20 protein-coding genes are annotated in these 22,781 nt (G+C 64.0%); 13 read left to right on the top strand and 7 right to left on the bottom strand.

Annotated elements, in window-relative coordinates:
- Positions 1 to 64: 64 nt before the first annotated feature.
- Positions 65 to 844: an SURF1 family protein gene (locus LXM94_RS21145; RefSeq protein WP_235773452.1), complete on the top strand. Its 780-nt coding sequence runs from the start codon at positions 65 to 67 to the stop codon at positions 842 to 844.
- Between the two features lie 79 nt (positions 845 to 923).
- Here LXM94_RS21145 and LXM94_RS21140 read toward each other — a convergent pair whose 3' ends face one another.
- The 3 genes from LXM94_RS21140 to LXM94_RS21130 are packed head-to-tail and all read right to left on the bottom strand — an operon-like array spanning position 924 to position 6,174.
- Entirely contained in the window at positions 924 to 4,019 is a 3,096-nt protein-coding gene (locus tag LXM94_RS21140) for an efflux RND transporter permease subunit (RefSeq protein ID WP_235773450.1), read from the bottom strand.
- Positions 4,016 to 5,101 carry an efflux RND transporter periplasmic adaptor subunit gene (locus LXM94_RS21135; RefSeq protein WP_235773448.1) on the bottom strand — a complete coding sequence of 362 codons (1,086 nt, stop codon included), beginning with the start codon at positions 5,099 to 5,101 and terminating at the stop codon, positions 4,016 to 4,018. The genes LXM94_RS21140 and LXM94_RS21135 overlap by 4 nt, the downstream gene beginning before the upstream one ends.
- Positions 5,098 to 6,174 carry an efflux RND transporter periplasmic adaptor subunit gene (locus LXM94_RS21130; protein ID WP_235773446.1) on the bottom strand — a complete coding sequence of 359 codons (1,077 nt, stop codon included), beginning with the start codon at positions 6,172 to 6,174 and terminating at the stop codon, positions 5,098 to 5,100. The genes LXM94_RS21135 and LXM94_RS21130 overlap by 4 nt, the downstream gene beginning before the upstream one ends.
- Positions 6,175 to 6,278: 104 nt before the next feature.
- On the opposite strand from LXM94_RS21130, the gene LXM94_RS21125 reads away from it, so the two are divergent.
- The gene (locus LXM94_RS21125) at positions 6,279 to 6,896 is read left to right on the top strand and encodes a TetR/AcrR family transcriptional regulator (protein WP_235773455.1); all 618 of its coding nucleotides are present in this window, start codon (positions 6,279 to 6,281) and stop codon (positions 6,894 to 6,896) included.
- A 50-nt stretch (positions 6,897 to 6,946) separates the two neighbouring features.
- Here the strand turns inward: LXM94_RS21125 and LXM94_RS21120 are convergent, their stop codons facing one another.
- On the bottom strand, positions 6,947 to 7,846 hold the full coding sequence (locus LXM94_RS21120; RefSeq protein ID WP_235773445.1) for a GNAT family N-acetyltransferase: 900 nt from the start codon (positions 7,844 to 7,846) through the stop codon (positions 6,947 to 6,949).
- 238 nt (positions 7,847 to 8,084) lie between these two features.
- On the opposite strand from LXM94_RS21120, the gene argE reads away from it, so the two are divergent.
- The 6 genes from argE (at position 8,085) to LXM94_RS21090 (ending at position 14,707) form a co-directional block, all read left to right on the top strand.
- Complete coding sequence (gene argE, locus LXM94_RS21115) at positions 8,085 to 9,209, top strand: acetylornithine deacetylase (RefSeq protein ID WP_235773444.1); 1,125 nt, start codon at positions 8,085 to 8,087, stop codon at positions 9,207 to 9,209.
- 33 nt (positions 9,210 to 9,242) lie between these two features.
- Positions 9,243 to 10,166, top strand: coding sequence for a 2-hydroxyacid dehydrogenase (locus LXM94_RS21110; protein WP_235773441.1), 924 nt, complete (start codon positions 9,243 to 9,245; stop codon positions 10,164 to 10,166).
- Positions 10,167 to 10,189: 23 nt separating this feature from the next.
- Positions 10,190 to 10,546 (top strand): cupin domain-containing protein, encoded by a 357-nt coding sequence (locus LXM94_RS21105; RefSeq protein ID WP_235773440.1) that lies wholly within the window; start codon positions 10,190 to 10,192, stop codon positions 10,544 to 10,546.
- A 148-nt stretch (positions 10,547 to 10,694) separates the two neighbouring features.
- The gene (locus tag LXM94_RS21100; protein WP_235773439.1) at positions 10,695 to 12,158 is read left to right on the top strand and encodes an aldehyde dehydrogenase family protein; all 1,464 of its coding nucleotides are present in this window, start codon (positions 10,695 to 10,697) and stop codon (positions 12,156 to 12,158) included.
- An 11-nt stretch (positions 12,159 to 12,169) separates the two neighbouring features.
- On the top strand, positions 12,170 to 13,210 hold the full coding sequence (locus tag LXM94_RS21095; protein ID WP_235773438.1) for a tartrate dehydrogenase: 1,041 nt from the start codon (positions 12,170 to 12,172) through the stop codon (positions 13,208 to 13,210).
- A gap of 39 nt (positions 13,211 to 13,249) precedes the next feature.
- A complete protein-coding gene (locus LXM94_RS21090) occupies positions 13,250 to 14,707 on the top strand; it encodes an NAD-dependent succinate-semialdehyde dehydrogenase (RefSeq protein ID WP_235773437.1) in 1,458 nt (485 codons plus the stop codon).
- A 6-nt stretch (positions 14,708 to 14,713) separates the two neighbouring features.
- Here LXM94_RS21090 and LXM94_RS21085 read toward each other — a convergent pair whose 3' ends face one another.
- A complete protein-coding gene (locus LXM94_RS21085) occupies positions 14,714 to 15,073 on the bottom strand; it encodes a hypothetical protein (RefSeq protein ID WP_235773435.1) in 360 nt (119 codons plus the stop codon).
- A 50-nt stretch (positions 15,074 to 15,123) separates the two neighbouring features.
- Here LXM94_RS21085 and LXM94_RS21080 point away from each other — a divergent pair, with 50 nt between their 5' ends.
- Positions 15,124 to 15,513: a hypothetical protein gene (locus LXM94_RS21080; RefSeq protein WP_235773433.1), complete on the top strand. Its 390-nt coding sequence runs from the start codon at positions 15,124 to 15,126 to the stop codon at positions 15,511 to 15,513.
- A 72-nt stretch (positions 15,514 to 15,585) separates the two neighbouring features.
- Here the strand turns inward: LXM94_RS21080 and LXM94_RS21075 are convergent, their stop codons facing one another.
- Both LXM94_RS21075 and LXM94_RS21070 read right to left on the bottom strand, forming a co-directional pair.
- Positions 15,586 to 16,860, bottom strand: a complete 1,275-nt coding sequence (locus LXM94_RS21075) for an NAD(P)/FAD-dependent oxidoreductase (protein ID WP_235773432.1) — start codon at positions 16,858 to 16,860, stop codon at positions 15,586 to 15,588.
- A 14-nt stretch (positions 16,861 to 16,874) separates the two neighbouring features.
- On the bottom strand, positions 16,875 to 17,543 hold the full coding sequence (locus tag LXM94_RS21070) for a haloacid dehalogenase type II (RefSeq protein WP_235773431.1): 669 nt from the start codon (positions 17,541 to 17,543) through the stop codon (positions 16,875 to 16,877).
- Positions 17,544 to 17,865: 322 nt separating this feature from the next.
- On the opposite strand from LXM94_RS21070, the gene LXM94_RS21065 reads away from it, so the two are divergent.
- The 4 genes from LXM94_RS21065 (at position 17,866) to LXM94_RS21050 (ending at position 22,750) form a co-directional block, all read left to right on the top strand.
- Positions 17,866 to 18,708 (top strand): GNAT family N-acetyltransferase, encoded by an 843-nt coding sequence (locus LXM94_RS21065; protein WP_235773453.1) that lies wholly within the window; start codon positions 17,866 to 17,868, stop codon positions 18,706 to 18,708.
- A gap of 13 nt (positions 18,709 to 18,721) precedes the next feature.
- A complete protein-coding gene (locus LXM94_RS21060; protein ID WP_235773430.1) occupies positions 18,722 to 20,098 on the top strand; it encodes an aspartate aminotransferase family protein in 1,377 nt (458 codons plus the stop codon).
- 248 nt (positions 20,099 to 20,346) lie between these two features.
- Positions 20,347 to 21,060, top strand: a complete 714-nt coding sequence (locus LXM94_RS21055) for an HAD-IA family hydrolase (RefSeq protein ID WP_235773428.1) — start codon at positions 20,347 to 20,349, stop codon at positions 21,058 to 21,060.
- 79 nt (positions 21,061 to 21,139) lie between these two features.
- Positions 21,140 to 22,750 (top strand): ABC transporter substrate-binding protein, encoded by a 1,611-nt coding sequence (locus LXM94_RS21050; protein ID WP_235773427.1) that lies wholly within the window; start codon positions 21,140 to 21,142, stop codon positions 22,748 to 22,750.
- The last annotated feature ends 31 nt before the right edge of the window (positions 22,751 to 22,781 follow it).

Raw genomic sequence — 22,781 nt, 5'->3', positions numbered from 1 at the left:
CCAACATGATGCCGATGACCCACGAGATGATGAAGAACATGCCCTGACGACAGGGCGAGCCAATATGCCCACCGCTCGCCAGACCGCGAAGGACGACGCAAACGCGTCCCGCGCCGCCCGCCTTGCGCTGACGGGCATTCTGCTGTTTTTCGCCGTCGTCTTCGCTACCCTCGGGACCTGGCAGGTGCACCGGCTTTTCTGGAAGCTCGACCTCATCGACCGCGTGGAATCGCGCATCCACACGGCACCGGTGCCTGCGCCGTCCCGGCAGGATTGGACGGCTGTCAGCCGGGAGAAGGACGAATACCGCCATGTCACTGCGACCGGCGCCTTCGAACACGACAGGACGGTCCTGGTCCAGGCCGTGACGGAGCACGGCGCCGGCTTCTGGGTCCTGACGCCGATGCATCTGCAGGACGGATCGACCGTGCTGGTCAATCGCGGCTTCGTTCCGTCCGAGCGCCGCGACGCCGCGACCCCCGGCAGGAGCGAGATCGGCAAACCGCAGACGATCACCGGCCTGCTGCGCATCAGCGAACCCGGCGGCGGGTTCCTGCGCTCAAACGACCCGGCGAACGACCGCTGGTTTTCCCGCGACATCGCCGCGATCGCCCGGTCCAGGGGCCTGAACGACGTCGCGCCCTATTTCATCGACGCGGACGCGACCCCCAATTCGGGCGGCCTGCCGGTCGGCGGCCTCACGGTCGTCCGCTTTCGCAACAGCCATCTCGTCTACGCGCTCACCTGGTACGCCCTGACCGTCATGAGCGCGGCAGGCGCCTGTTTGGTCCACCGTCAGCGGCCGGACGGATTGGCCGATGCCTCTCAGAACGAGCAGCGCTGATCCACGGTGGGCCTCGTCAGCCGGTGAAGACTATTCCCTCCTCCCGGAGGCTCCTGGCGCGGCGCCGGATCCTCGCACGTCAACCGGCCGTCGAAGACGTCTCCGCCGTTTCCACCGTACCTTGGACGCCGGTGCCCTCATCTCTGGCTATGCGGAACCATGCCACGTAGAGCGCGGGGAGGAACAGCAGTGTGAGCGCGGTTCCCACGACGATGCCGCCCATCATGGCATAGGCCATCGGCCCCCAGAATATTTGCCGCGAAATGGGGATCAGGGCGAGCGTCGCCGCGGCCGCCGTCAGCATGATCGGCCGCATGCGGTGCTCGGTCGCCTCGATGACGGCACGCCACGGCGGCAGGCCTTCGCTGCGAAGCTGTTCGATCTGCACCACCAGGATGACGGAGTTGCGGATCAGGATGCCGATCAGCGCCAATATGCCGAGGATTGCCACAAATCCCATCGGCGCATTGCTCAGAAGCAGCGCCGCGACGACGCCGATCAGCGCCGTCGGAGCGACCGCGAACACCAGAAACAGCCGGTTGAAGCTCTGGAGCTGGATCATCAGGATCGTGGCCATGATGAACAGCATCAGAGGAGCGACGGCGGCGATCGGCCCCTGCGCGTCGGCGCTGGATTCCACCGACCCGCCAATTTCCAGCTTGTAGCCCGGGGGCAGCGCCTGCTGGAAGGCTTCCATCCTTGGGCGCAGCTGTTCGACGATGGTCGCCGGCTGCGTCAGGCCAACGACGGCGGCCTTGATGGTGATGGTGGGAATACGATCGCGCCGCCAGATGGTGGGCTGTTCGAGCTCGTAGCGGAAATTGGCGACGGCCGACAGCGGCACGGATTTTCCGTCCGACGCCGGCAATTGCAGGTCCTGAAGCGTTTCTATCGAGCTGCGTTCCGCCGCCGCCGCGCGCCCGATTACGTCGATAAGATAGATGTCATCCCGGACCTGTGTTGCGGACGATCCCTCGACGATGCTGTTCAGCACCGTCGCGATGTCTTCCGACGAAACACCCAGTTGACGCGCCTTGTCCTGCAGGACGTCGATCTTGACCACCCGCGAAGGTTCGTTCCAGTCGAAGATCATGTTCGCAAGGAGCGGGTGACTGCCGACGATCGACGCATATTGCCCGGCGAGGTCGCGGACCCTCTGGATATCGGGACCGCTGATGCGGTACTGCACCGGCTTTCCGACGGGCGGCCCGATATCCAGGAGCTTCACATAAGCGTCCGTTCCCGGAAGGGTCGTCGTCAGGTAGTCCTGCAACTCTGCGCGCACCTTGTCGCGCACATCGAGACCCTTCGTGACGATGACCACCTGGCCGAACGTGACGTCGGGTGTCTGCACGTCGAAGGACAGGATGAAGCGCGGCGCTCCCTCTCCCACATAGCTCGTCCAATGGTCGATGTTCGGATTGTTCGCCAACATCTCCTTTTCGAACCGGGCGATCTGGCTGTCCGTTTCGGAGATCGAACTGTTCTGCGGAAGGTTGAAGTCGACGATCAGCTCCACACGATCGGAGGCCGGGAAGAACTGCTGCTGCACCAACCCCATGCCGCCCAGCGAAAGGCCGAAAACCGCAACCGTCAGCAGGATCGTGATCCAGCGCCAACGCATTGCCAGGCGCAGGAGACCGGTAAAAATCGTGGCAAAGCGACCCTTCTTCTCATGATGTAGCGTCATCGTCTTCGGCAGGATCGTCACCCCCAGCAGGGGTGTGAAAAGAACCGCCACCACCCAGGAAACGATGAGGGAAACAGCGATCACCACGAACAGCGTGAAGGTGAATTCGCCTGCGGCGCTGTTGTTGAGGCCGACCGGAATGAAGCCCGCGACGGTCACCAGCGTTCCCGTCAGCATAGGGAATGCCGTCGACGTATAGACATAGGTCGCCGCCTTCCGCAGGTTGTCGCCCGCCTCCAGCCGCGCCACCATCATCTCCACGGCGATCATGGCATCATCGACAAGGAGGCCGAGCGCGATGATGAGGGCGCCGAGCGAGATGCGCTGCAACGAAATGCCTGCAACCTCCATGTAGACGAAGGTGATGGCGAGCACGAGCGGAATGGAAACGGCGACGACCATGCCTGCCCGGAGCCCGAGACTGATGAAACTGATCACGAGCACGATGGCAACCGCCTCGAACAGGGCATGGGTAAAGCCGGACACGGCCTCCTCCACGACGGCCGGCTGGTCGGACACCCGATGCACATCCACGCCGATGGGAAGGTCGGCGACAATACGTTGCATCTCTGCGTCGAGCGCCTCGCCGAACTTCAGCAGATCGGCGCCTGCCCTCATGCCGATGGCAAGGCCGATTGCCGGCTCGCCGTTGAACCGGAACAGCGCCGAGGGCGGATCTACGTAGCCTCGCCTGATCGTGGCGACATCGGTCAATGGGAAAAAGCGGTCGTTGACGCGCAGGTTGATCGCCCGCAGACTCTCCTCGGATGTGAACTGGCCGCTGACGCGCAGGGCGATACGTTCCGGACCTGCCTCGACGAACCCGGACTGCGTCACCGCGTTCTGGGCCTGGAGCGTGCTGATAACCGATTGACGGTCGATACCGAGCGCCGCGATCTGGCGCGTCGAGAACTCGAGGTAGATGGCCTCGTCCTGTGCGCCGATCACGTCCACTTTTCCGGCATTTTCTACGGTCAGCACGCCGGCGCGGGCGTCTTCGACCAGATCGCGAAGCTGTCGCTGGGTCAGCCCGTCACTGGTAAAGGCGTAGATATTGCCGAACACGTCGCCGAAGCGGTCATTGAAAAAGGGGCCGATCACGCCGCTCGGAAATTCGCCCTTGATATCGCCGATCATGTTGCGGACCTTGACCCAGGTCGACTCGACGTCCTTCGCCTTCGTCGTTGGCAGCAATTCGACGAAGATCGTCGTCTGACCGGCGACTGCCTGGCTTCGCGTGTAGTCGAGGGATTCGAGCTCCTCGAGCTTCTTTTCGATCCGGTCGGTGACCTGCCGCGCCACTTCCTCCGCCGAAGCGCCTGGCCACTGGGCGTTGATCACCATGGTTTTGATGGTGAAGTTGGGATCCTCCTCGCGGCCGAGGTTCAGGTACGAGAATGTCCCCGCCAGGATGAAGACGATCATGAAGTACCAGACAAGGGAACGATGCTCGAGCGCCCAGTCGGAGAGGTTGAACTTCTTCACTCGCTGACCTCCTGGTCGATCCTGACGGCCTGGCCATCTTTCAATGTATGAATACCGGCGGTGACGATGCGATCACCGGGTTGAACACCTTCGATCACCCGCACCGTCCCGCCGGGAACAAGCTCGCCCGCGATCTTCACTGACTGGAGCGTGACCGTTTTTGCGGCAGGATCGACGCGCCAGACCCCAACGGAACCTTTCTCCTCTAGCACGGCGGACGACGGCAGCAGGATCTGCGCCTCCGCGGAAATGGTCGCGCTGGCGGTTATGACCGAACCCAATCGGAAGGCCTCCGGCGGATCGGCAAGACCGATCTTGATTCTTTGCGTGCGCGTCGCCGCGTCGGCTTGCGGCGCGATCTCGCGCACGACGCCGTGCGCACGGATGGAGGAATCGAGCTGCAGGGTCACCTCGAAGGGCATGCCGGGCTTCAGGCGCTGCGCGGCGGCAAGAGGGACATCGACGACGGCATCACGCTCCTCCGGTCGGGCGACCGTCACGACGGCTTGTCCAGCCGAGACGATCTGGCCGACCTCCGCCGATGTCGCCGTCACCACGCCATCGAACTCGGCGCGCAACCGGGCGTAGCTCAGTTGCTCCTCCGCCTTGTCGAGGTTGGCCTGCGCTTTCGCAAGGCTGGCGCTGGCACTTTTCCGTCCCTGCTCGGCCTCCTCCCGCGCCGCTTCGGTGCCGGAGCGAGCCTCCGCGAGGGTGCGCTGCCGGTCCTCCGTCGTGATGGCGTAGCGAAGCTGGGCCTGTGCGTTGGACACGTCGGACTGCGCAGTGCGAACCGCGAGCTCAAGCGCCAGCGGGTCGATCGCGGCAACGACGTCGCCCTTCTTCACAAGGTCGCCGACCTGCACGTTGCGGGCTATCATCCGGCCCAGCACGCGGAAGCCAAGCTGGGACTCGATCTTCGGTTCCACCGTGCCGGTAAGCTGGAGTGACGCAACCGGCGTCTGTCGGGCAATGACGAACAGCACCGGACGAACAGGCTGCGGCGGCGCCTCGTCCTGCTTCTGGCACGATGAGAGAACCGCCGAGCCAACCAGCAATGCGGCCATAGATCTGCGGATGCTCATCGCGCGGCTCCTTCGTCGTAGGAAACACCCTGGTCAGTCCTCAGGAACTTCGTGCCGTTCGAGACGACAATGTCGCCCGGGGAAACGCCCGTCCTGACAGTGAAACTCCCCGTCTCGAAATCATCGACCGCAATTGCCTTGAGCGAAACCCTGGAGGTCGCTGGATCCACCTGCCAGACCGCGGGCTGTCCGTCGTCCGATGCCATGGCAGACCAGGGAAGCCGGATGACGCTGCGGGGCTGGTGAAGGAACGAGCCGGCAACAGGCGCGCCGAGCGGCATGGTGGCCTCGCCGTCGAGGCCAACCTTGACCCTGATCGTTCCCGTGGCGGGATCGATGGTCGGGGAGACCTCGCGCATGCCGCCCTTGATCGCCACCGATGGGTCCGAGAGCAGGGTGACGGTCACGACAGGCTCCATCGCGGCGCCTAGGAAGAGCGTTTCGACGACATCGAAGACGGCATCCCTCGGACCGTCATGCGCAAGGGAGAACACGACTTCGGCCGCCTGTGCCACCTGTCCGACTTCGGCCTTGCGGGCTGTGATGATCCCGTCCGCGTCGGCGCGAAGTTCGGTATAGGACAATGAGTCCCGCGCGGTTTCCAACTGCGCCTGAGCCGAGTTGGTGCTGCCCTGCGCCACGAGAAGGGTCTCCTGAGCCTGGTCCAGGATAGCACGGCTGACGACCTGCGCGTTGAAAAGGCGCTGCTGGCGGTCGAAGGCAAGCTGGGCCTGGGTCTGCTGGGCCTCCGCCGCCTGCAGGTTCGCTACCGCAACCTCCAGGTCGGCCTGCTGTTCCTCCGCCTCGATGCGGGCGAGGAGTTGGCCGGCCCCGACCCGCTCGCCGACATCGACGAGGCGCTCGACGATCTTGCCGCTCACCCGGAACGAGAGGTCGCTCTGCACGCGGGCCTGGATCTCGCCGGTGAGGGTGCGGACCAGCGCCCGTGTCTCCTCTTTGGCGACGACCACGCCGACGTGCTGTGGCGTCGCCTCTTTCGGCCCCTGCGGATCACTGCACGCCGAAAGCACGGCAAGGCTCGCCAACATCGCTGCGACTGAAATTGATTTCATGGGATAGGCCCTTGCTGTTCTCGCTTCGAGCTATATTATTGACTGACTTACCAGTCAATAAGGTTTTGCCGGGAACCTTCTGACCGACTCGGAGTTTGGCAACGATGCAGAATAAACGGAAGCTTACGCGCGCGGAGCAGAAGGCGCTACGGCCACTGCAGATTCTCGAAGCCGCCTTCGAGGAATTCGTCAAACAGGGATATTGGGCAACCAGGCTGGAGGATGTCGCCGACCGCGTGGGCGTGACGAAGGGAACCATCTACGTCTATTTCGAGACGAAGGAGAAACTCTTCGAAGCGATGATCCGCCACATTTCCGCGCCGCTCAGGACAGTGATAGAGGCGGGCGACGCGCTGGAGGGGCGAGCGAGCGACAGACTGCAGCGCTTTCTGGAACTGCTCTACGACCAGATCGTCGACAATCGAAAGACAAGGGAGCTTCTCCGCTTCGTAATTGCCGAAGGGGTCAAGTTTCCCGACCTGGTAGACCGCAACCACGAGGAGTTCATCGCTCCCATCGTCCGCAAGATCCAGGCAATTCTCGACGAAGGAGCAGCGAAGAAGGAGTTCCGCCGTCCCGCGCCGGAATCGGCCGACGTGACCATGGCCCCCATGCTGGCGATGATCGTGATCCGGCTTATTTTCGGCGATCGTCCACCCGTGGACCGAGACGGTTTCCGCAAGGAGCACCTGGATATGGTGCTGCACAGCCTGACGAGATGAAGAAGACGGGCCGGCACATCCACGCTCAGCCGAAACGCGGCTTGCGACGCCTATCCCATCGACTGTGACGCGAGCGCAAAAATCGCCGGGTGGTCCTCGTCCAAAGCGCCGTAGGCGGCACCCTCGCCGAGCGTCATCGTCGTCACCGTATCGTAGATCGGCAGACCGCATTGCTGGATGAAACTCGCAAAGGGCCCCGTCTCGCAATGCGTATCGACACGAAGAAAGTCTCCCGCATGCGCCTCCACATGAGGTCGGGCCACCGCAATCGCAGCGTTCTCGCTAAAGGCGACGATAGGGCCAAGCACGTGGCCGCGCCCGAAGCTTCGGCTCATGGAATAGGCGAGCAGCCGGTCGCCCCGGTAGAGCCCGTAACAGAGCGAGCTTTCGAGCAGATGGGCAAGATGCACGGGACGTGGAACGGCGAATGCCGACGCATCGAGCGCGACAACGGCCTCCAGTTCGCTCCGGTGGAGCAATCGCAGCACATATCCCGGGTCGATTTCACTCGATTCCGCCGGCCGCCTTGCTTCGCCCTGGCATTGAAATACGGTCTGCTGCTCGACAAAGTCCAAAGACCGGTAAAGCCGACGCGCCGCCCGCGTCGCGTTGAGGCGGAAACTCCTTCCAGGGCACTCGGAAAGCACGCGCTGCATGAGCCATTTCGCGGTTCCGTTCGTCTGGAGGCGCGGCGATGTAATCAGCATGCCGAAGGTCGCGAAACGCTCTCCATGCGGGAACCACATGGTTGACCCCATCACGCGACCGATGTCATCGAGCGCGACAAATCCGCGGCCCAACTCACGTAAGGAATGCCAGTCTTCCGCCCGATGCGGCCAGCCGACCGCTATCGACAGGGCATGCAAACGCTCCAGATCGACATCTGCCACATCGGCGAGGCGCATCTGGAATGCATCGACATGCAACATCTCCGGTACTTTCGCATCCATGATCCGCCCCCCTGCCGCGCACATTCCGTTCGCCGGCTGCCCGGCCGACATTGCTCGCGAGGATCCTACCTGGCTCGCGCAGAACATTCCGCTTCTAAGGCCGGCTCCGGCACAAGATTTGTCCGTATGGCGCCGTCTTTCGGCAGCTATTCATGCCGCTGGCTCTTAATCTTGCAAGTCGAACCATGGTTCCAAGGTCGCTTCCCGGCCTCGGAATCCCGTGCAAGAGGACAGGTTATTGGACGCGGCCGACATCCTGAAGGAACTGGTAGGTTTCCGGTCGGTCGTGGGCACGGCAAATGGCGCGATCGTCGACTGGATCGCGAGATATCTCGGCTCCCTCGGCATCGCGGTTCATGTCCGTCCCGGACCGGAAGGCGACAGATCCAACCTCTTCGCGTCAATCGGGTCCGCGGACAAGCGCGGCTACATCCTCTCCGGTCACATGGACGTCGTGTCCGCCACAGAGGCGGACTGGACTGGCAATCCCTTCGTGCTGAACACCGACGGGGATCGGCTCTACGGGCGCGGCACGACGGACATGAAGGGCTTTCTTGCCGCAGCCCTTGCCGCCGCACCCCTGCTTGTGTCGAAGTCTCTCGCCAGGCCGATCCACCTCGCCTTTTCCTATGACGAGGAGGCCGGCTGCCGTGGCGTTCCGCATCTCCTTGCCGTATTGGCCGATCTCTGCGCCCCGCCCTTGGGCGCGATCATCGGCGAGCCGAGCGGAATGCAGGCTATCCTCGCCCACAAGGGCAAGGCCGCGGCCCGCGTCACACTCCGGGGGCGCGCAGGCCATTCCTCGCGGCCGGATCTGGGTCTCAACGCCGTCCACGGCATGGCGGAAGTGCTGCAAGTGGCGATGTCGGCGGCGCGGGATCTGGAGAACGGACCGTTCGACACCCTGTTCGCACCGCCCTACAGCTCATTGCAGGTCGGCATCATCCGTGGCGGACAGGCAGTCAACGTCATTCCCGACTTCTGTGCCATGGAGATCGAGGCCCGGGCCATTTCCGGAGTCGACCCTGCCTCGCTCATTGAACCGATACGCGAAGCCGCCGAGGCAATGAAGACGCGGGGTTTCGGAATCGACTGGCAGATGCTCAGCGCCTATCCGGCCCTGTCGCTTTCCCCCGCGGCGCCGCTCGCCCGCCTCTTGGCGGACCTTACGGACAAGGAGCCGCTCGCCGCCGTCAGTTATGGCACCGAGGCCGGCCTCTACCAACGCGCCGGCATCGACGCGATCATCTGCGGGCCGGGCGACATAGCCCGCGCCCATAAACCCGATGAATTCATCCTGACGAGCGAGCTTGCGGCCTGCCAGGCCATGATCGAAGCACTCGCCGACCGCTGCAGCGCCTGAACTCCCGATGGATCGAGAACCGGAAGCCGGACGATGACATTCCTCTTCAACTCCGACGCCCGCCGCGGCGCCGTCTTCCAGGCAGCCTTCGCGCGCGACCTGCCGGGCCTGCCCTTTTCGATGGATCCGGCAACGGTCGATCCGGATTCCGTGCGCTACCTGATAACGTGGACGGTCCCCGATGACCTGCCGCGCTACCGCAACCTCGAGGTGCTGTTTTCCATCGGCGCCGGCGTCGATCAGCTTCGCATCGCCGACGTGCCGGGCCATGTGAAGGTCGTGCGCATGGTCGAGGACGGCATCATCCGCATGATGCAGGAATATGTGACACTCGCCGTGCTCGCGCTGCATCGCGACCTGCCCGCCTATCTCGGACAGCAGCGCAGCGCGGACTGGCAGGCGCTGCCGCCGCGCCAGGCACACGAACGCCGAGTCGGCGTCCTCGGTCTCGGCATGCTCGGCCAGGCCGCTCTCGAGCGGCTCAAACCCTTCGGCTTCCCGCTCTCGGGATGGAGCCGCACGCAGCGTGAGGTGGCGGGTGTCACCTGCTTTGCCGGCGCGGACGGCTTGCGCAGGATGCTTTCCGAAACCGACATCCTGGTCTGTCTCCTCCCGTTGACCGAAGAGACCCGGGGCTTTCTCGACGCGGATCTGTTCAGCCGGTTGCCGCGCGGCGCGGGGCTCGTCCATGTCGGTCGGGGGCCGCAGCTCAACCATGAGAACCTGATCGCCGCACTGGACGGCGGTCAGCTTTCCGGGGCCGTCATCGATGTCACCGATCCGGAGCCGCTGCCGCCCGGACACGCTTTCTGGAGCCATCCCCGCATTGTGCTGACCCCGCACATCGCAAGCGTTACCCAGCCGGAAACCGCCGCTCGCGCCGTCATCGACAACATCAGGCGGCTGCACGCCGGCTCCGATCCGATCGGCCTGGTCGACCGCCGCCGCGGCTACTGAATTTCTGCACAGAAAGGATACCCATGTCGCTTCTGAAAACCATCGACCCGAACCCGTCCTTCGCACCGCGCGAGAACGTCCCGCCTCCGGAACGACTGATCTCGGGCAATCCGAGATTCAGGACCTGGGCGCAGGACACCGCCAGGGACGACAGGATCAACGCCGGAGTCTGGGAAGCAACGCCCGGCATCACGCATTCGATCAAGGGCGAGACCTTCGAGTTCTGCCACATCCTCTCCGGCGTGGTGGAAATCACCCCGGAAGGAGGCGAACCGGTCGTCTACAGGGCCGGCGACAGCTTCCTGATGAAGCCCGGCTTCATCGGCACCTGGAAGACCATCGAAACGGTGCGGAAGATCTACGTGACCGTCACACCGTGATCCCCGCCGGCGGCAGGCGTCCTGTGCCGAAGAATCGGCTGCAAGGCGGCCGCAAAACGGGCTTTTCCGCCGTTGCGCCGCCGCTATCGGATCAAGCTGCGTTGGCCGCGCCGGTAACCTCGCAAGCACGCGATCCGAGGTATTCCGCATGACCCTGAGTTTCGACCCCGATAGCCTCACCCTCCCGATCGGTCACTTCGTCGGTGATCGGCTTCTTTCCGCACAGGGCGTCATTCCCTTGTACCGCCCCTCGGACGGCAAGGCCTATGCCGATTGCCCGGTCGCCGACGCGGACATTGTCGATCGCGCGGTCGAGACGGCCAGGTCCGCGCTGAAGACAAGCAACTGGGGTGGCGTTCGCCCGCGCGAGCGGTTGAACGTGCTTTGTCGCTGGGCCGATCTGATCGAAAAGGAAGCCGCAACGCTGGCATGCCTGGAGGCCCTCTCCTCGACCCGTCCGGTGGGTCATCTTGTTCACGGCGATATCGCCGTCTCCGCCGAGCAGATCCGCTTCTTCGCCGAGTTCGCAGACAAGGAAGGCAGCGACCTCGTACCAACCGACGACGGCGATCTGGGCATGATCCTCACAGAGCCCTACGGTGTCGTCGGCGCCATCACGCCGTGGAACTTTCCCATCTCGATGGCGGCCTGGAAACTCGGGCCGGCTCTCGCGGCCGGCAACGCCGTGGTGCTGAAGCCTTCCGAAATGACACCCTTTTCGGCGATCTACCTCGCCGAGCTGGCGCTGCGCGCCGGCCTGCCGGCAGGCCTCATCAATGTGGTGCTCGGCGACGGCGTGGTCACCGGCAATGCGATCACCGGCCATCCCGGCATCGCGAAGGTCAGCTTCACGGGCTCCACGCGTGCCGGATCGGCGATCATGGAAAACATCGCGCGCACCGGCGTGAAGCCGATGACGCTCGAACTCGGCGGAAAGAGCCCGCAGCTCGTCTTTGCCGACGCCGACCTGGACAAGGCCGCTGCCGCGATCACGGGGAGCATCCTCGGCAATGCCGGTCAGGCCTGCGTCGCCGGCTCGCGTCTCATCGTCGAGGAAAGCGTCGTCGCCCCGCTGATCAAGGCGATCACGGGCCGCATGAAGACGGCCGCTCCCCTGCCCACCTGGAACGCGGCGGCGCACTATTCGCCGATCATCTCCGACAAGCAGCGGCAACGCATCCATTCGATCGTGTCGGCCACCGTCGCCGCCGGCGGCGAATGCCTGACCGGCGGAACGCCGATGGATGGCACCGGCTATTTCTACGCACCGACCCTGATGACCGCTGTCGACGAACGGTCGCCGGCCATCACGGAGGAGATCTTCGGCCCGGTCCTGACGGTGCAAACCTTCCGGACGGACGAGGAGGCACTGTCGCTGGCCGACCATCCGACCTACGGGCTTGCCGCCGGGCTCTTCACCCGCAACCTCTCCCGCGCGATCCGGCTCACCCGCCGCCTCCAGGCCGGCACCGTCTGGGTCAACCGCTACGGCCGCTCGCGCGACCACATCCTGCCGACCGGCGGCTACAAACAGTCGGGCATCGGCAAGGATCTCGGCCGCGAGGCCTTCCGCGCCAACCGCAAGAGCAAGAGCGTCTTGATCAGTCTCTGAGGACGATAGCCATGAAAACACACAGGATTGCCCTCATCCCCGGCGACGGCATCGGGCGGGACATCACCGCCGCCGCCTGGCCGATCCTCGAAAAGGCCGCCGGCATGGCGGGCAGCAGGCTGGAGGGCATGGAATTCCCCTGGTCCTGCGCCTTCTACAAGGAAACGGGCACGATGATGCCGGCGGACGGCATCGAGACGCTGCGCGACTTCGACGCCATCCTGCTGGGCGCCGTCGGCTGGCCGGCGGAAGTGCCGGATTCTGTGTCGCTGCACGGCCTGCTGCTGCCGATCCGCAAGAGCTTCGTCCAATATGCCAACATTCGTCCTCACCGCCTGCTGCCTGGGGTCGAGGGCCCGCTCAAGGCAGGCTCGTTCGACATCCTCTGCATCCGCGAAAACACCGAGGGCGAATATTCCGGCGCCGGCGGCCGCATCCACCAGGGCACCGCCGACGAGGTGGCGGTCGAAACCTCCGTCTTCACGCGCAAGGGTGTCGAGCGCATCCTGCGCTTTGCCTTCGAGCAGGCGCGCACCCGCCGCGGCAGGCTCGCCTCCGTCACGAAGTCGAACGCCCAGAAATATTCCATGGTCTTCTGGGACGAGGTGACGCACCAGCTTGCCACCGAATATCCGGATGTCGAGGTCATGAACTATCATATCGATGCCATGGCGGCCCGCATGGTCATGGCACCGGAAACGCTGGACGTCGTCGTCGCCTCCAACCTGTTCGGCGACATCCTCACCGATCTCGGCGCCGCAATCCAGGGCGGCCTCGGCTTCGCCGCCTCCGCCAACATCAACCCTGATCGCAGCGCGCCGTCGATGTTCGAACCCGTGCACGGTTCCGCGCCCGACATCGCCCATCTCGGCATCGCCAATCCGATCGCCACGATCTGGTCCGGGGCCATGATGCTCGATCATCTCGACGAGAAAACTGCCGCCGCAGCCATCATGGCCGCAATCGAACGGACGACCGCCGCCGGCATCGGCACCGTTGCGGGCAAGGACAGGACCGACGCGATCGCCAACGCCGTTCTTTCAGCCCTTTGATCACCCCTTCGGCGGGATCATCTTCAACGAGGACAGGATATGCAGACACTGAAGGAGCCCGGGCTTTTCCGGCAACAGGCATTGATCGGCGGCACGTGGATCGCCGCCCAATCCGGCAGGACCGTCGACGTGATCGACCCCGCCACCCAGTCGGTGATGGGCACGGTACCTGACATGGGCGGCGCCGAGACGCGTGCGGCGATCGAGGCGGCCGAAGCGGCCTACGGCCCGTGGAAAACGAAGACCCATGCGGAGCGTGCCGCGCTGCTGGAAGCCTGGTACGGCCTTATGGTCGAACATATCGAGGACCTCGCGCTCCTTCTGACGACGGAACAGGGCAAGCCGCTCGATGAGGCGCGCGGCGAGATCCGCTATGGCGCGTCCTTCATCAAATGGTTTGCCGAAGAGGCCCGGCGTGTCGGCGGCCATACGATCCCTTCGCCGACGCCCGACCGGCGCATCGTCGTGTTGAAGGAACCGGTCGGCATCTGCGGCATTATCACACCCTGGAATTTCCCCAATGCGATGATCACCCGCAAGGTCGCGCCTGCGCTCGCCGCCGGCTGCACCGTGGTGATCAAGCCCTCCGAATTCACGCCCTATTCCGCGCTCGCGATCGGCTGGCTCGCGGAGAAGGCGGGCATTCCCGCAGGCGTGATCAACATCGTCACCGGCATGCCGACGGAGATCGGCACCGAGATCATGGCAAACGAGACGGTGCGCAAGATCTCCTTCACAGGCTCGACCCGCGTCGGCTCACTCCTGATGCGCGGCGCCGCCGACAGCGTGAAACGGCTTTCGCTCGAACTCGGCGGCAATGCGCCGTTCATCGTCTTCGACGACGCCGATCTCGACCTCGCCATTGAGGGCGCGCTTGTCTCGAAGTTCCGCAATGGCGGCCAGACCTGCGTCTGCGCCAACCGCATTCTCGTGCAGGCGGGCGTCTACGATATCTTTGCCGAAAAACTGTCCGCCCGCGTGAACGCAATGAAGGTCGGTCCCGGCACTCAGGCCGGCGTCACGATCGGTCCCATGATCAACGAAGCCGCCATCGCCAAGATCGATCGTCACGTCGCGGATGCACTTGCCAAGGGGGCGACGATCGCCACCACCCGATCGGAACTGCCGGCCGGCCGGCAGTACACGGCGCCGATCGTGCTGACCGGCGCCACCACCGACATGCAACTCGCCAGCGAGGAAACCTTCGGCCCCGTCGCGCCGCTCTTCCGCTTTGAAACAGAGGAAGAGGCACTGGCGATCGCCAACGGCACGCCCTACGGCCTTGCCGCCTATTTCTACACCGAAAGCCTGAAACGCGGCTGGCGCGTCGGCGAAGCACTCGAATTCGGCATGGTCGGCCTCAACACCGGCGCCATCTCCACCGAGGTCGCCCCCTTCGGCGGCGTCAAACAGTCGGGCCTCGGCCGCGAAGGCGCGCAGGCCGGAATCGAGGAATATCTGGAGATGAAGTCGTTCCACATCGGCGGGCTGGGGTGACGCCGGTCAGGCCGTAAGATATTGCACCACGATCGCGTTGTAGTCCCCGAAGGTTACTTCGCCGGGGTCCAGCTGCCGTGCTGCATAGATCGCCGGCAGCGCTTCCTCGAAGGCGATAAATTCGTTGCCGATGGCAACGCCGCCCGGCACTTGCGCGTCCCCGCTGTGGATGCGCAGCCAAGCTGCCAATTCAACGATGAGCCTTGCAGGCTCACTCCTGTGAGCGTGAATATCCTGTCCGGCGATGTCCGAAATATAGCGCTGGAATCGGTACGGCTCGCGATCGAAGATGATGCAGGATTTCTCCCGATGCCTCGCGCCGCCATATTTCTTGGCGCCGAGGAAGAGTCCCAGTTCCAGCGGCATGTTGACCGCGGCAGCGGAGGATTGCCGTCGACCTCCGTCCGCGAGATGTCATGTACGCCATATCGGCATTCCGAAATGATCTTGCAGATTTTGTCGAAGCGATTCTCGGCCGCGTTATCGGCTTCGAGCGCACAATGGGCCCGGAAACCCGACCTGATGATTGTGAAGACAATGGCATTGAAAAGGGGACGGTAGTCGATGTCGAAAGGACAATTTACGAAGACGTCGCGGTTTGCCGCGGCCATTCAGTCTTTGCTTCCGGCGGCTTCAGCAAACTGGCCTGCCGTGTCGTCGCGACGAATATCCACGATCGTCTTCTTGATCTGGTTGGGCGTAAAGTGCTTCGGCTTGCTTTTCGGCAACAGAATGACAACCCCATCGGAGAGCGTTCCAACGCTCTTGTAGGGGCTCGCATCCGCTGTCCTGTCTGTCTTTCTTGAGCCGAATTTCGTCATGTCCGGAATATGATTCCTGACGGCCTGAAAATCAAGAATGAACGCGCTTCGCCCGCCTCACCGAATCCGGTCGAGCACCCTGTAATACAGCCCGACCAGCGGCAGGAACCAGGGCTTGCCGAAATGGCCGGGAACGGCCGGCCAGTCGAGGTCCCTGAGCGGGTTGTTGTCCGGCCGACCGAGGATTGCATCGGCGATGGTCATGCCGAGATGGGTGGAAAGTTGGGCACCGTGGCCGGAATAGCCCATGGCGTACCAGACGCCGTCGTGATAGCCGGCGCGCGGGAAACGGTCCTGGGTCATGTCGACCAGTCCGCCCCAGCAATAGTCGATCTCGACCTTCGCGAGCTGCGGGAAGATTTGGCCGAGACTGTCGCGCAAAATCGCGCCGCTCTTGGCATCGGAGCGCTGGTCGGAGGTCGCCGAGAAGCGCGCCCGCCCGCCGAAGATCAGGCGGTTGTCCGGCGCAAGGCGCCAGTAGTTGCCGATGTTCATCGAGTTCACGCAGGTACGGTTGCCGGGCATGGTCGCGGTGACCTCTGCGTCCGTCAGCGGCCGGGTGGCGACGATGAAGCTTCCGACAGGGATGATGCGGCGGCGGAAATAGCCGAAATTCGCGGTCGTGTAGGCGCCGGTCGCTACAAGGATCTGACCGGCCGTGACGGCGCCCTTCGGTGTCGTCAGCAGATGCCTGCCGTCGGTCCGGCGATGGTCGGTCACCGTCGCCTTCTCGACGATGGTCGCGCCGCTCCGCGTCGCTGCCTCCGCCAGCCCGACGACGTAGCGACCCATATGCATCATCGCGCTCTTCTTCGACAGCATCGCGCCATGGAAGGGTGAGCCGATCTCGTCCTTGAGATCAGACGCCGAAAGCAGGGCCGTATCGGGATCGACCTCGGCATGCACGGCCTCGAAGTTCCGGGCGAGGCCCTCGAAATGCCGCGGCTTGGAGGCGAGCTTCAGCTTGCCTGCGCGGCGGAAATTGCAGTCGATCCCCTCTTCGGCGATGATTGTCTCAAGCGTGTCGATCGAGGCGTCGAGCGCCTTGTAGAGTGCGATGGCGCGCTCCTTGCCGAGCTCCGCCTTTGCCGCGACATAGCTGTGCGCAAGGCCGTTGTTCAAATGCCCGCCATTGCGGCCGGAGGCGCCGAAGCCCACCGTCTCCGCCTCCAGCACGATCACCCGGGCGCCCGCCTTCGCAAGCTGGCGCGCCGCGCCGAGGCCGGTGAAGCCGCCGCCGATCACCGCCACGTCGTAGTGGCCGTCGACCGGCCCGTCTGCCGCGCCCGCGAAGCGGGGCGCCGTGTCGTGCCAGTAGGAGAGATATTTCATGGATCTTGTCCCTATCAGAGCCCGACGACGCCGGGCAGGCCGGAAATGTCGGCGATCTCCACATAACCGTAATAGGGATTGGCCGGTTCATGGCCGCGATTGACCCAGACCTTGTTCCTGACGCCGAGGTCGTGGGCCGACATCAGGTCGTAGCGGAAGGAGGAGGAGCAATGCAGAATGTCCTCCGGACCGCAGCCCAGCATGTCGAACATATATTCGAATGCCCTGAAACGCGGCTTGTAGGCCTGCGCCTGCTCTGCGGTGTAAACGGCATGGAATGGTGCGCCGAGCTTCGCCACATTGGACATGATCTGCGAATTCATCGCATTCGACAGGACGACAAGCGGAATTTCCTTGGCGACCCTTGCGAGGCCATCCGGAACATCCGCATGCGGCCCCCAGGTCGGCACGCGCTCGTAGACCATCTGAGCATCCTGCGGCTTGAACACGACACCGTTGAGCTTGCAGGTCCGTTCCAGCGCATTGTGGATCACCTCTGCGTAGGGCTTCCAGTCACCCAGGATCTCGTCGAGCCGGTAGGCGGCGAAGTTCCTGATGAAAGCCTGCATCTTCAGGTCGTCCATACGATCACCGTAGAGGTCGCGGGCCGCTTCCGCCATCTGGAAGTTGGTCAACGTGCCGTAGCAGTCGAAGGTAATGAATTTCGGGCGGAAGGTCGTCATGGCGTATCCTCGATCTGGCGGCCCGTGGAGCCGGTCTGATGATGCAGGGATCATAGGTCGGCTTTCGGCGCCCGCGCCGATTGATTTGCGGGATTTCGAAGCAGAATGTTTCGTATCGCGCTCGTCGTTCGGTATTTGGTTGCGGGAAACGGCGACGACTGGCGCGGACGGAAGCCATCCGAATGCTGAAGCCCCCGCCCGCGGCATAACATGCGGAGCCGCCCCGCCCCCGCGGTTGAAGATATCGTCGCCGGCACCGCCTTCAGACGATCTTCCGGCTCGTTGATCGTAACACTATGGGCAGAAGTTGAAGGTCATGCCCATGCAGATTGTCACCACCGCCATCGCGCCGTTCCGGCCGGAGCATCTCGGCCCCGCCGTCCGGCTTTCCCGTCAGGCCGGCTGGCCGCATCGGCCGGAGGACTGGCAGATGGCGCTCGCCCTGAGCGAAGGGTTCGTCGCGATCGCTGGTTCCGGTGAAGTGGTTGGCACTATCCTGCTCACACCCTACGGAGACAATTGCGCGACGATCAACATGGTGATCGTCGACGAGACCATGCGCGGACGTGGACTGGGGCGCAGGCTGATAGACGCGGTTCTGGACCGTGCCGGCAACCGGCCGCTGCGGTTGGTCGCCACTACGGAAGGGCTGCCGCTCTATGAAAAGCGCGGCTTCCGGGAAACGGGTACCGTCGTGTTGCAGCATCAGGGCATCGCAAGCCAGGCGACCGCATCCCGGAACACGCAGGCGGCAACGTCCGACGACGTGGCAGCCATCGCGGCTCTCGATCGGGCCGCCTACGGCGCCGATCGCGGGGATCTGATCGGTGAGCTACACCGCCGCGGCCAGTTCGCACTCATTCGCCGCAACGGCGTGGTATCGGCCTTCTCCGCGCTTCGCGCCTTCGGCAGGGGCGAGGTCATCGGACCGGTTGTCGCGCCGGATCTCGACGACGCCAAGGCGCTCATCGCCCATTTCGCGAGCCGGCGCCTCGGCACCTTCCTGCGCGTCGACACTGCGGCGGAGACCGGCCTTGCTCCCTGGCTCGTCGAGCTCGGCCTCGCCCATGTCGGCGGCGGCATCGCCATGGCCCGCCCGACCGAACTCGACCGGGACACACTGCCAGTCACCACCTTCGCCCTTGCCAACCAGGCCTTCGGCTGAACCGGAGACGACCATGTACAGCAATTCTCTCGTCGAACTCGACCGGGCCCATCTCGTCCATCCGGTCGCCTCCTATCGCGGTCACGAACAGCAGGGCGTGCGTGTGCTCGCCTCGGCGACGGGCGCGACGGTCACCGATGCGTCCGGGCGCCAGCTCGTCGACGGCTTTGCCGGGCTGTGGTGCGTCAATGCCGGCTACGGGCAGGATTCGATCGTCGAGGCGGCGGCGCGCCAGATGCGGCAGCTGCCCTATGCGACGGCCTATTTCGGCCTGGGCTCGGAACCCGCGATCCGGCTGGCATCGGAACTGGCCGACCGTGCGCCAGGCGACCTGAACCACGTCTATTTCACCCTCGGCGGTTCGGATGCCGTCGACAGCACGATCCGCTTCATCCGCTACTACTGGATCGCTAAGGGCGAGCCGCGGCGCGACCAGTTCATCTCGATCGAGCAGGGCTATCACGGCTCGTCGACGGTCGGCGCCGGCCTGACGGCGCTGCCGACCTTCCACGCCGGCTTCGGCATCCCCTTCGACTGGCAGCACAAGATTCCGTCGCCCTATCCCTATCGCAACCCGGTGGGAGAAGACCCGCAGGCGATCATCGACGCCTCGCTTGCGGCGCTTCGCGAGAAGGTCGAGGCGATCGGCCCGGACCGGGTCGCCGCCTTCTATGCCGAACCGATCCAGGGATCCGGCGGCGTCATCGTGCCGCCGAAAGGCTGGATCAAGGCGATGCGCGACCTCTGCCGCGATCTCGACATCCTCTTCGTCGCCGATGAGGTGATCACCGGCTTCGGCCGCACCGGGCCGCTCTTCGCCTGCACCGATGACGGGATCGTCCCCGATTTCATGACGACCGCCAAGGGCCTGACCTCCGGTTATGTGCCGATGGGCGCCGTCTTCATGGCGGACCATGTCTATCAGGCAATCGCAGACGGCGCGGGCGCCGCGGCGGTCGGTCACGGCTATACCTATTCGGCCCATCCCGTCAGTGCTGCCGTCGGCCTCGAGGTCCTGCGGCTCTATGAGAGCGGCCTGCTGGAAAACGGGGCGAAAGCCGGTGCCCGGCTGATGAAGGGCCTCGAGGCGCTGAAGGATCACCCTCTGGTCGGCGACGTGCGTGGCCGCGGCATGCTGGCAGCGATCGAACTCGTAACTGACAAGGAGGCCAAGACGCCACTGCCTGTCGAAGCGCAGCCGGCACGCCGCATCTTCGATCGGGCCTGGGAAAACGGCCTCGTCATCCGCGCCTTCGCCAACGGCGTGCTCGGATACGCCCCTCCGCTCTGCTGCACCGACGCGGACATCGACGCCATTCTCGATCGGACCGCAAGGACGCTCGACCAGACGTTGGAGGATCCCGATATCCGCCGGGCCCTCAGGGGCTGAAGCGGACTGCGGCGGGCGGTCCCGAAATATCGTGGATCGCTCAAATTTCAGAATTATGTGCCGCGCTACAGCATCGATTCGGCGCAAACGGTGCGGTCAAGGTGCCAAACTTGAGGAAAGCAAAGCCCCAAACCCCTGAAAACCAGGGGCCTTTGACAGGGGGCCGGGGCGAACCCCCGGTCGGAACAGCAGAATCTTTCGCCAAGGCGCCCGCAAGGTGCCCGCGCGTTCGGAACGGGGAACTGAAATTGACCAAGTCTCTGCCTGAATTCAAGTATATGAGCTTCGACGTTGTCGGCACGCTGATCGATTTCGAAGGTGGACTGACGTCCTGCCTCGGCGTGATCGCTGAGGAGGCAGGCGTCACCCTCGATGGCGAGGAGGCGCTCGCCCTCTATCGCGCCGCACGCTATGCTGAAGATGCCGATCTTTTCCCGGATGACCTCGTGCGCGTCTACCTCGCCATCGCGCCGAAGCTCGGCCTGCCGGCAGACAGGGTCTATGGCGAGCGCCTGCGCGATTCCGCCAGGTCGTGGAAGGCTTTTCCGGACAGTGCCGAAGCCATGGCGCGGCTTGCCCGCGACTACCGGCTGATCGCCATGACCAATGCCCGCCGCTGGGCTTTCGAGCATTTCTCGGCGGAGCTCGGCCATCCGTTCCATGCCGCCTTCACCGCCGACGATACCGGCACCGAGAAGCCTGACCCGGCCTTCTTCCACACGGTTTTCGGCTTCGTCGCCAGCGAAGGCGCGTCCAAGGACGACATCCTGCACGTGGCCCAGAGCCAGTACCATGACATCGGCGTGTCGCGCGCGCTCGGCATGACGAATTGCTGGATCGAGCGCCGCCATGCGCAGAACGGCTATGGCGGCACCATAGAACCGGCCGAATTCACCAGGCCGGACTACCACTTCACATCCATGGCCGGACTTGCCGAAGCCGTTGCCGCGGCACGGGCCTGATCCACGGCCATCACGAGACGTGCCAAGTCCGCTTTAAGACGGGCAGCCCGACAAACCACAGGATAAAAAGGGGAATGACATGACTGACAGAATTAAGAACTGGACCCCGTCAGACGACGCGATGGTCGAAAATGCCATTCGCCGCGGCGCCACGCGCCGCGAGTTGCTGCAGATGATGCTGGCCGGCGGTGTCGCCTTGTCCGCCGGCGGACTGATCCTCGGGCGCGCCACCGACGCAGTTGCCAGCACACCGAAGTCCGGCGGGCACATGAAGGCGGCCGGCTGGTCGGCGTCGACCGCCGACACGCTCGATCCCGCAAAGGCCTCGCTGTCGACGGACTATGTCCGCTGCTGCGCGGTCTACAATCGCCTCACCTTCCTCGACAAGGGCGGCATGCCGCAGATGGAGTTGGCGGAAAGCATCGAGAGTTCCGACGCCAAGGTCTGGACCGTCAAGCTGCGCTCCGGCGTCACCTTCCACGACGGCAAGACACTGTCTTCAGACGATGTCGTCTTCTCGCTGAAGCGCCATCTCGATCCCGACGTCGGCTCGAAGGTCAATTCGATCGCCAAGCAGATCACCGATGTGAAGGCCGTCGATCCGCTGACCGTCGAGATCACGCTCGCCAATCCGAACGCCGACCTGCCGACAATCCTGTCGATGCATCACTTCATGATCGTGAAGGACGGCACGACCGACTTCTCCAAGGGCATCGGTACGGGCGCCTTCAAGCTCGAAAGCTTCGAGCCGGGCGTCAAGTCGATCATGGTCAAGAATACCGCCTACTTCAAATCTGAAGGTCCGTATCTCGACTCGTTCGAATATTTCGCGATCAGCGACGACAATGCCCGCGTCAACGCGCTTCTGTCGGGCGACATCCATCTCGCAGCCTCGATCAAGCCGCGGTCGATGAAGCTGGTGGAAAGCCAGCCCGGTTTCGTTCTGTCGCAAACCACGTCGGGCAACTATACCGACCTCAACATCCGTCTCGACATGGAGCCGGGCAGCAAGGCGGATTTCATCGCCGGCATGAAATACCTGATCAACCGCGAGGCGATCCAGAAGTCGGTCATGCGCGGTCTCGCCGAAGTGGCGAACGACCAGCCCGTCTCCGCCGCCAGCATCTACCACAATGCCGACCTGAAGCCGAAAGCGTTCGATCCCGAAAAAGCGAAGTTCCACTTCGAGAAGTCCGGCCTGCTCGGCCAGTCCATCCCGATCGTCGCATCGGATGCCGCGACCTCTTCAGTCGACATGGCGACCGTCGTCCAGCAGTCCGGCGCCGAGATCGGCATGACGTTCGACGTCCAGCGCGTGCCCTCCGACGGCTACTGGTCGAACTACTGGCTGAAGGCTCCCGTCCATTTCGGCAACATCAACCCGCGTCCGACGCCGGACATCCTGTTCTCGCTGCTCTATGCCTCCGACGCGCCTTGGAACGAAAGCCAGTACAAGTCGGAGAAGTTCGACCGGATGTTGGTCGAGGCCCGTGGTCTTCTCGACCAGGCCAAGCGCAAGACGATCTACGACGAAATGCAGGTCATGGTCTCCGAAGAAGCCGGCACCATCATCCCGGTCTTCCTCTCCAACGTCGATGCGCTCTCGGCCAGCCTGAAGGGCCTTGAGGCCAATCCGCTCGGCGGCCAGATGGGCTATGCCTTCGCCGAATATGTCTGGCTGGAGAGCTAGCGGTTCAGGATTCGGCGGGCACGCGCTGCCG

Source organism: Rhizobium alarense (genome assembly GCF_021555155.1).
Lineage (GTDB): Bacteria > Pseudomonadota > Alphaproteobacteria > Rhizobiales > Rhizobiaceae > Rhizobium_D > Rhizobium_D alarense.
The sequence above is the reverse complement of the archived record's forward strand: the minus strand, read 5'-3'. Positions and strand labels throughout refer to the sequence as shown.

Bases quoted from the DNA above. Each gene is read 5' to 3' on its own strand.
- LXM94_RS21125 (WP_235773455.1), top strand. From the start codon at position 6,279: ATGCAGAATAAACGGAAGCTTACGCGCGCGGAGCAGAAGGCGCTACGG.
- LXM94_RS21090 (WP_235773437.1), top strand. From the start codon at position 13,250: ATGCAGACACTGAAGGAGCCCGGGCTTTTCCGGCAACAGGCATTGATC.
- LXM94_RS21110 (WP_235773441.1), top strand. From the start codon at position 9,243: ATGACATTCCTCTTCAACTCCGACGCCCGCCGCGGCGCCGTCTTCCAG.
- LXM94_RS21120 (WP_235773445.1), bottom strand. From the start codon at position 7,846: ATGGATGCGAAAGTACCGGAGATGTTGCATGTCGATGCATTCCAGATG.
- LXM94_RS21100 (WP_235773439.1), top strand. From the start codon at position 10,695: ATGACCCTGAGTTTCGACCCCGATAGCCTCACCCTCCCGATCGGTCAC.
- LXM94_RS21145 (WP_235773452.1), top strand. From the start codon at position 65: ATGCCCACCGCTCGCCAGACCGCGAAGGACGACGCAAACGCGTCCCGC.
- LXM94_RS21070 (WP_235773431.1), bottom strand. From the start codon at position 17,543: ATGACGACCTTCCGCCCGAAATTCATTACCTTCGACTGCTACGGCACG.
- LXM94_RS21050 (WP_235773427.1), top strand. From the start codon at position 21,140: ATGACTGACAGAATTAAGAACTGGACCCCGTCAGACGACGCGATGGTC.
- LXM94_RS21130 (WP_235773446.1), bottom strand. From the start codon at position 6,174: ATGAAATCAATTTCAGTCGCAGCGATGTTGGCGAGCCTTGCCGTGCTT.
- LXM94_RS21060 (WP_235773430.1), top strand. From the start codon at position 18,722: ATGTACAGCAATTCTCTCGTCGAACTCGACCGGGCCCATCTCGTCCAT.
- LXM94_RS21080 (WP_235773433.1), top strand. From the start codon at position 15,124: ATGTACGCCATATCGGCATTCCGAAATGATCTTGCAGATTTTGTCGAA.
- LXM94_RS21085 (WP_235773435.1), bottom strand. From the start codon at position 15,073: ATGCCGCTGGAACTGGGACTCTTCCTCGGCGCCAAGAAATATGGCGGC.
- LXM94_RS21105 (WP_235773440.1), top strand. From the start codon at position 10,190: ATGTCGCTTCTGAAAACCATCGACCCGAACCCGTCCTTCGCACCGCGC.
- LXM94_RS21075 (WP_235773432.1), bottom strand. From the start codon at position 16,860: ATGAAATATCTCTCCTACTGGCACGACACGGCGCCCCGCTTCGCGGGC.
- LXM94_RS21135 (WP_235773448.1), bottom strand. From the start codon at position 5,101: ATGAGCATCCGCAGATCTATGGCCGCATTGCTGGTTGGCTCGGCGGTT.
- LXM94_RS21065 (WP_235773453.1), top strand. From the start codon at position 17,866: ATGCAGATTGTCACCACCGCCATCGCGCCGTTCCGGCCGGAGCATCTC.
- LXM94_RS21095 (WP_235773438.1), top strand. From the start codon at position 12,170: ATGAAAACACACAGGATTGCCCTCATCCCCGGCGACGGCATCGGGCGG.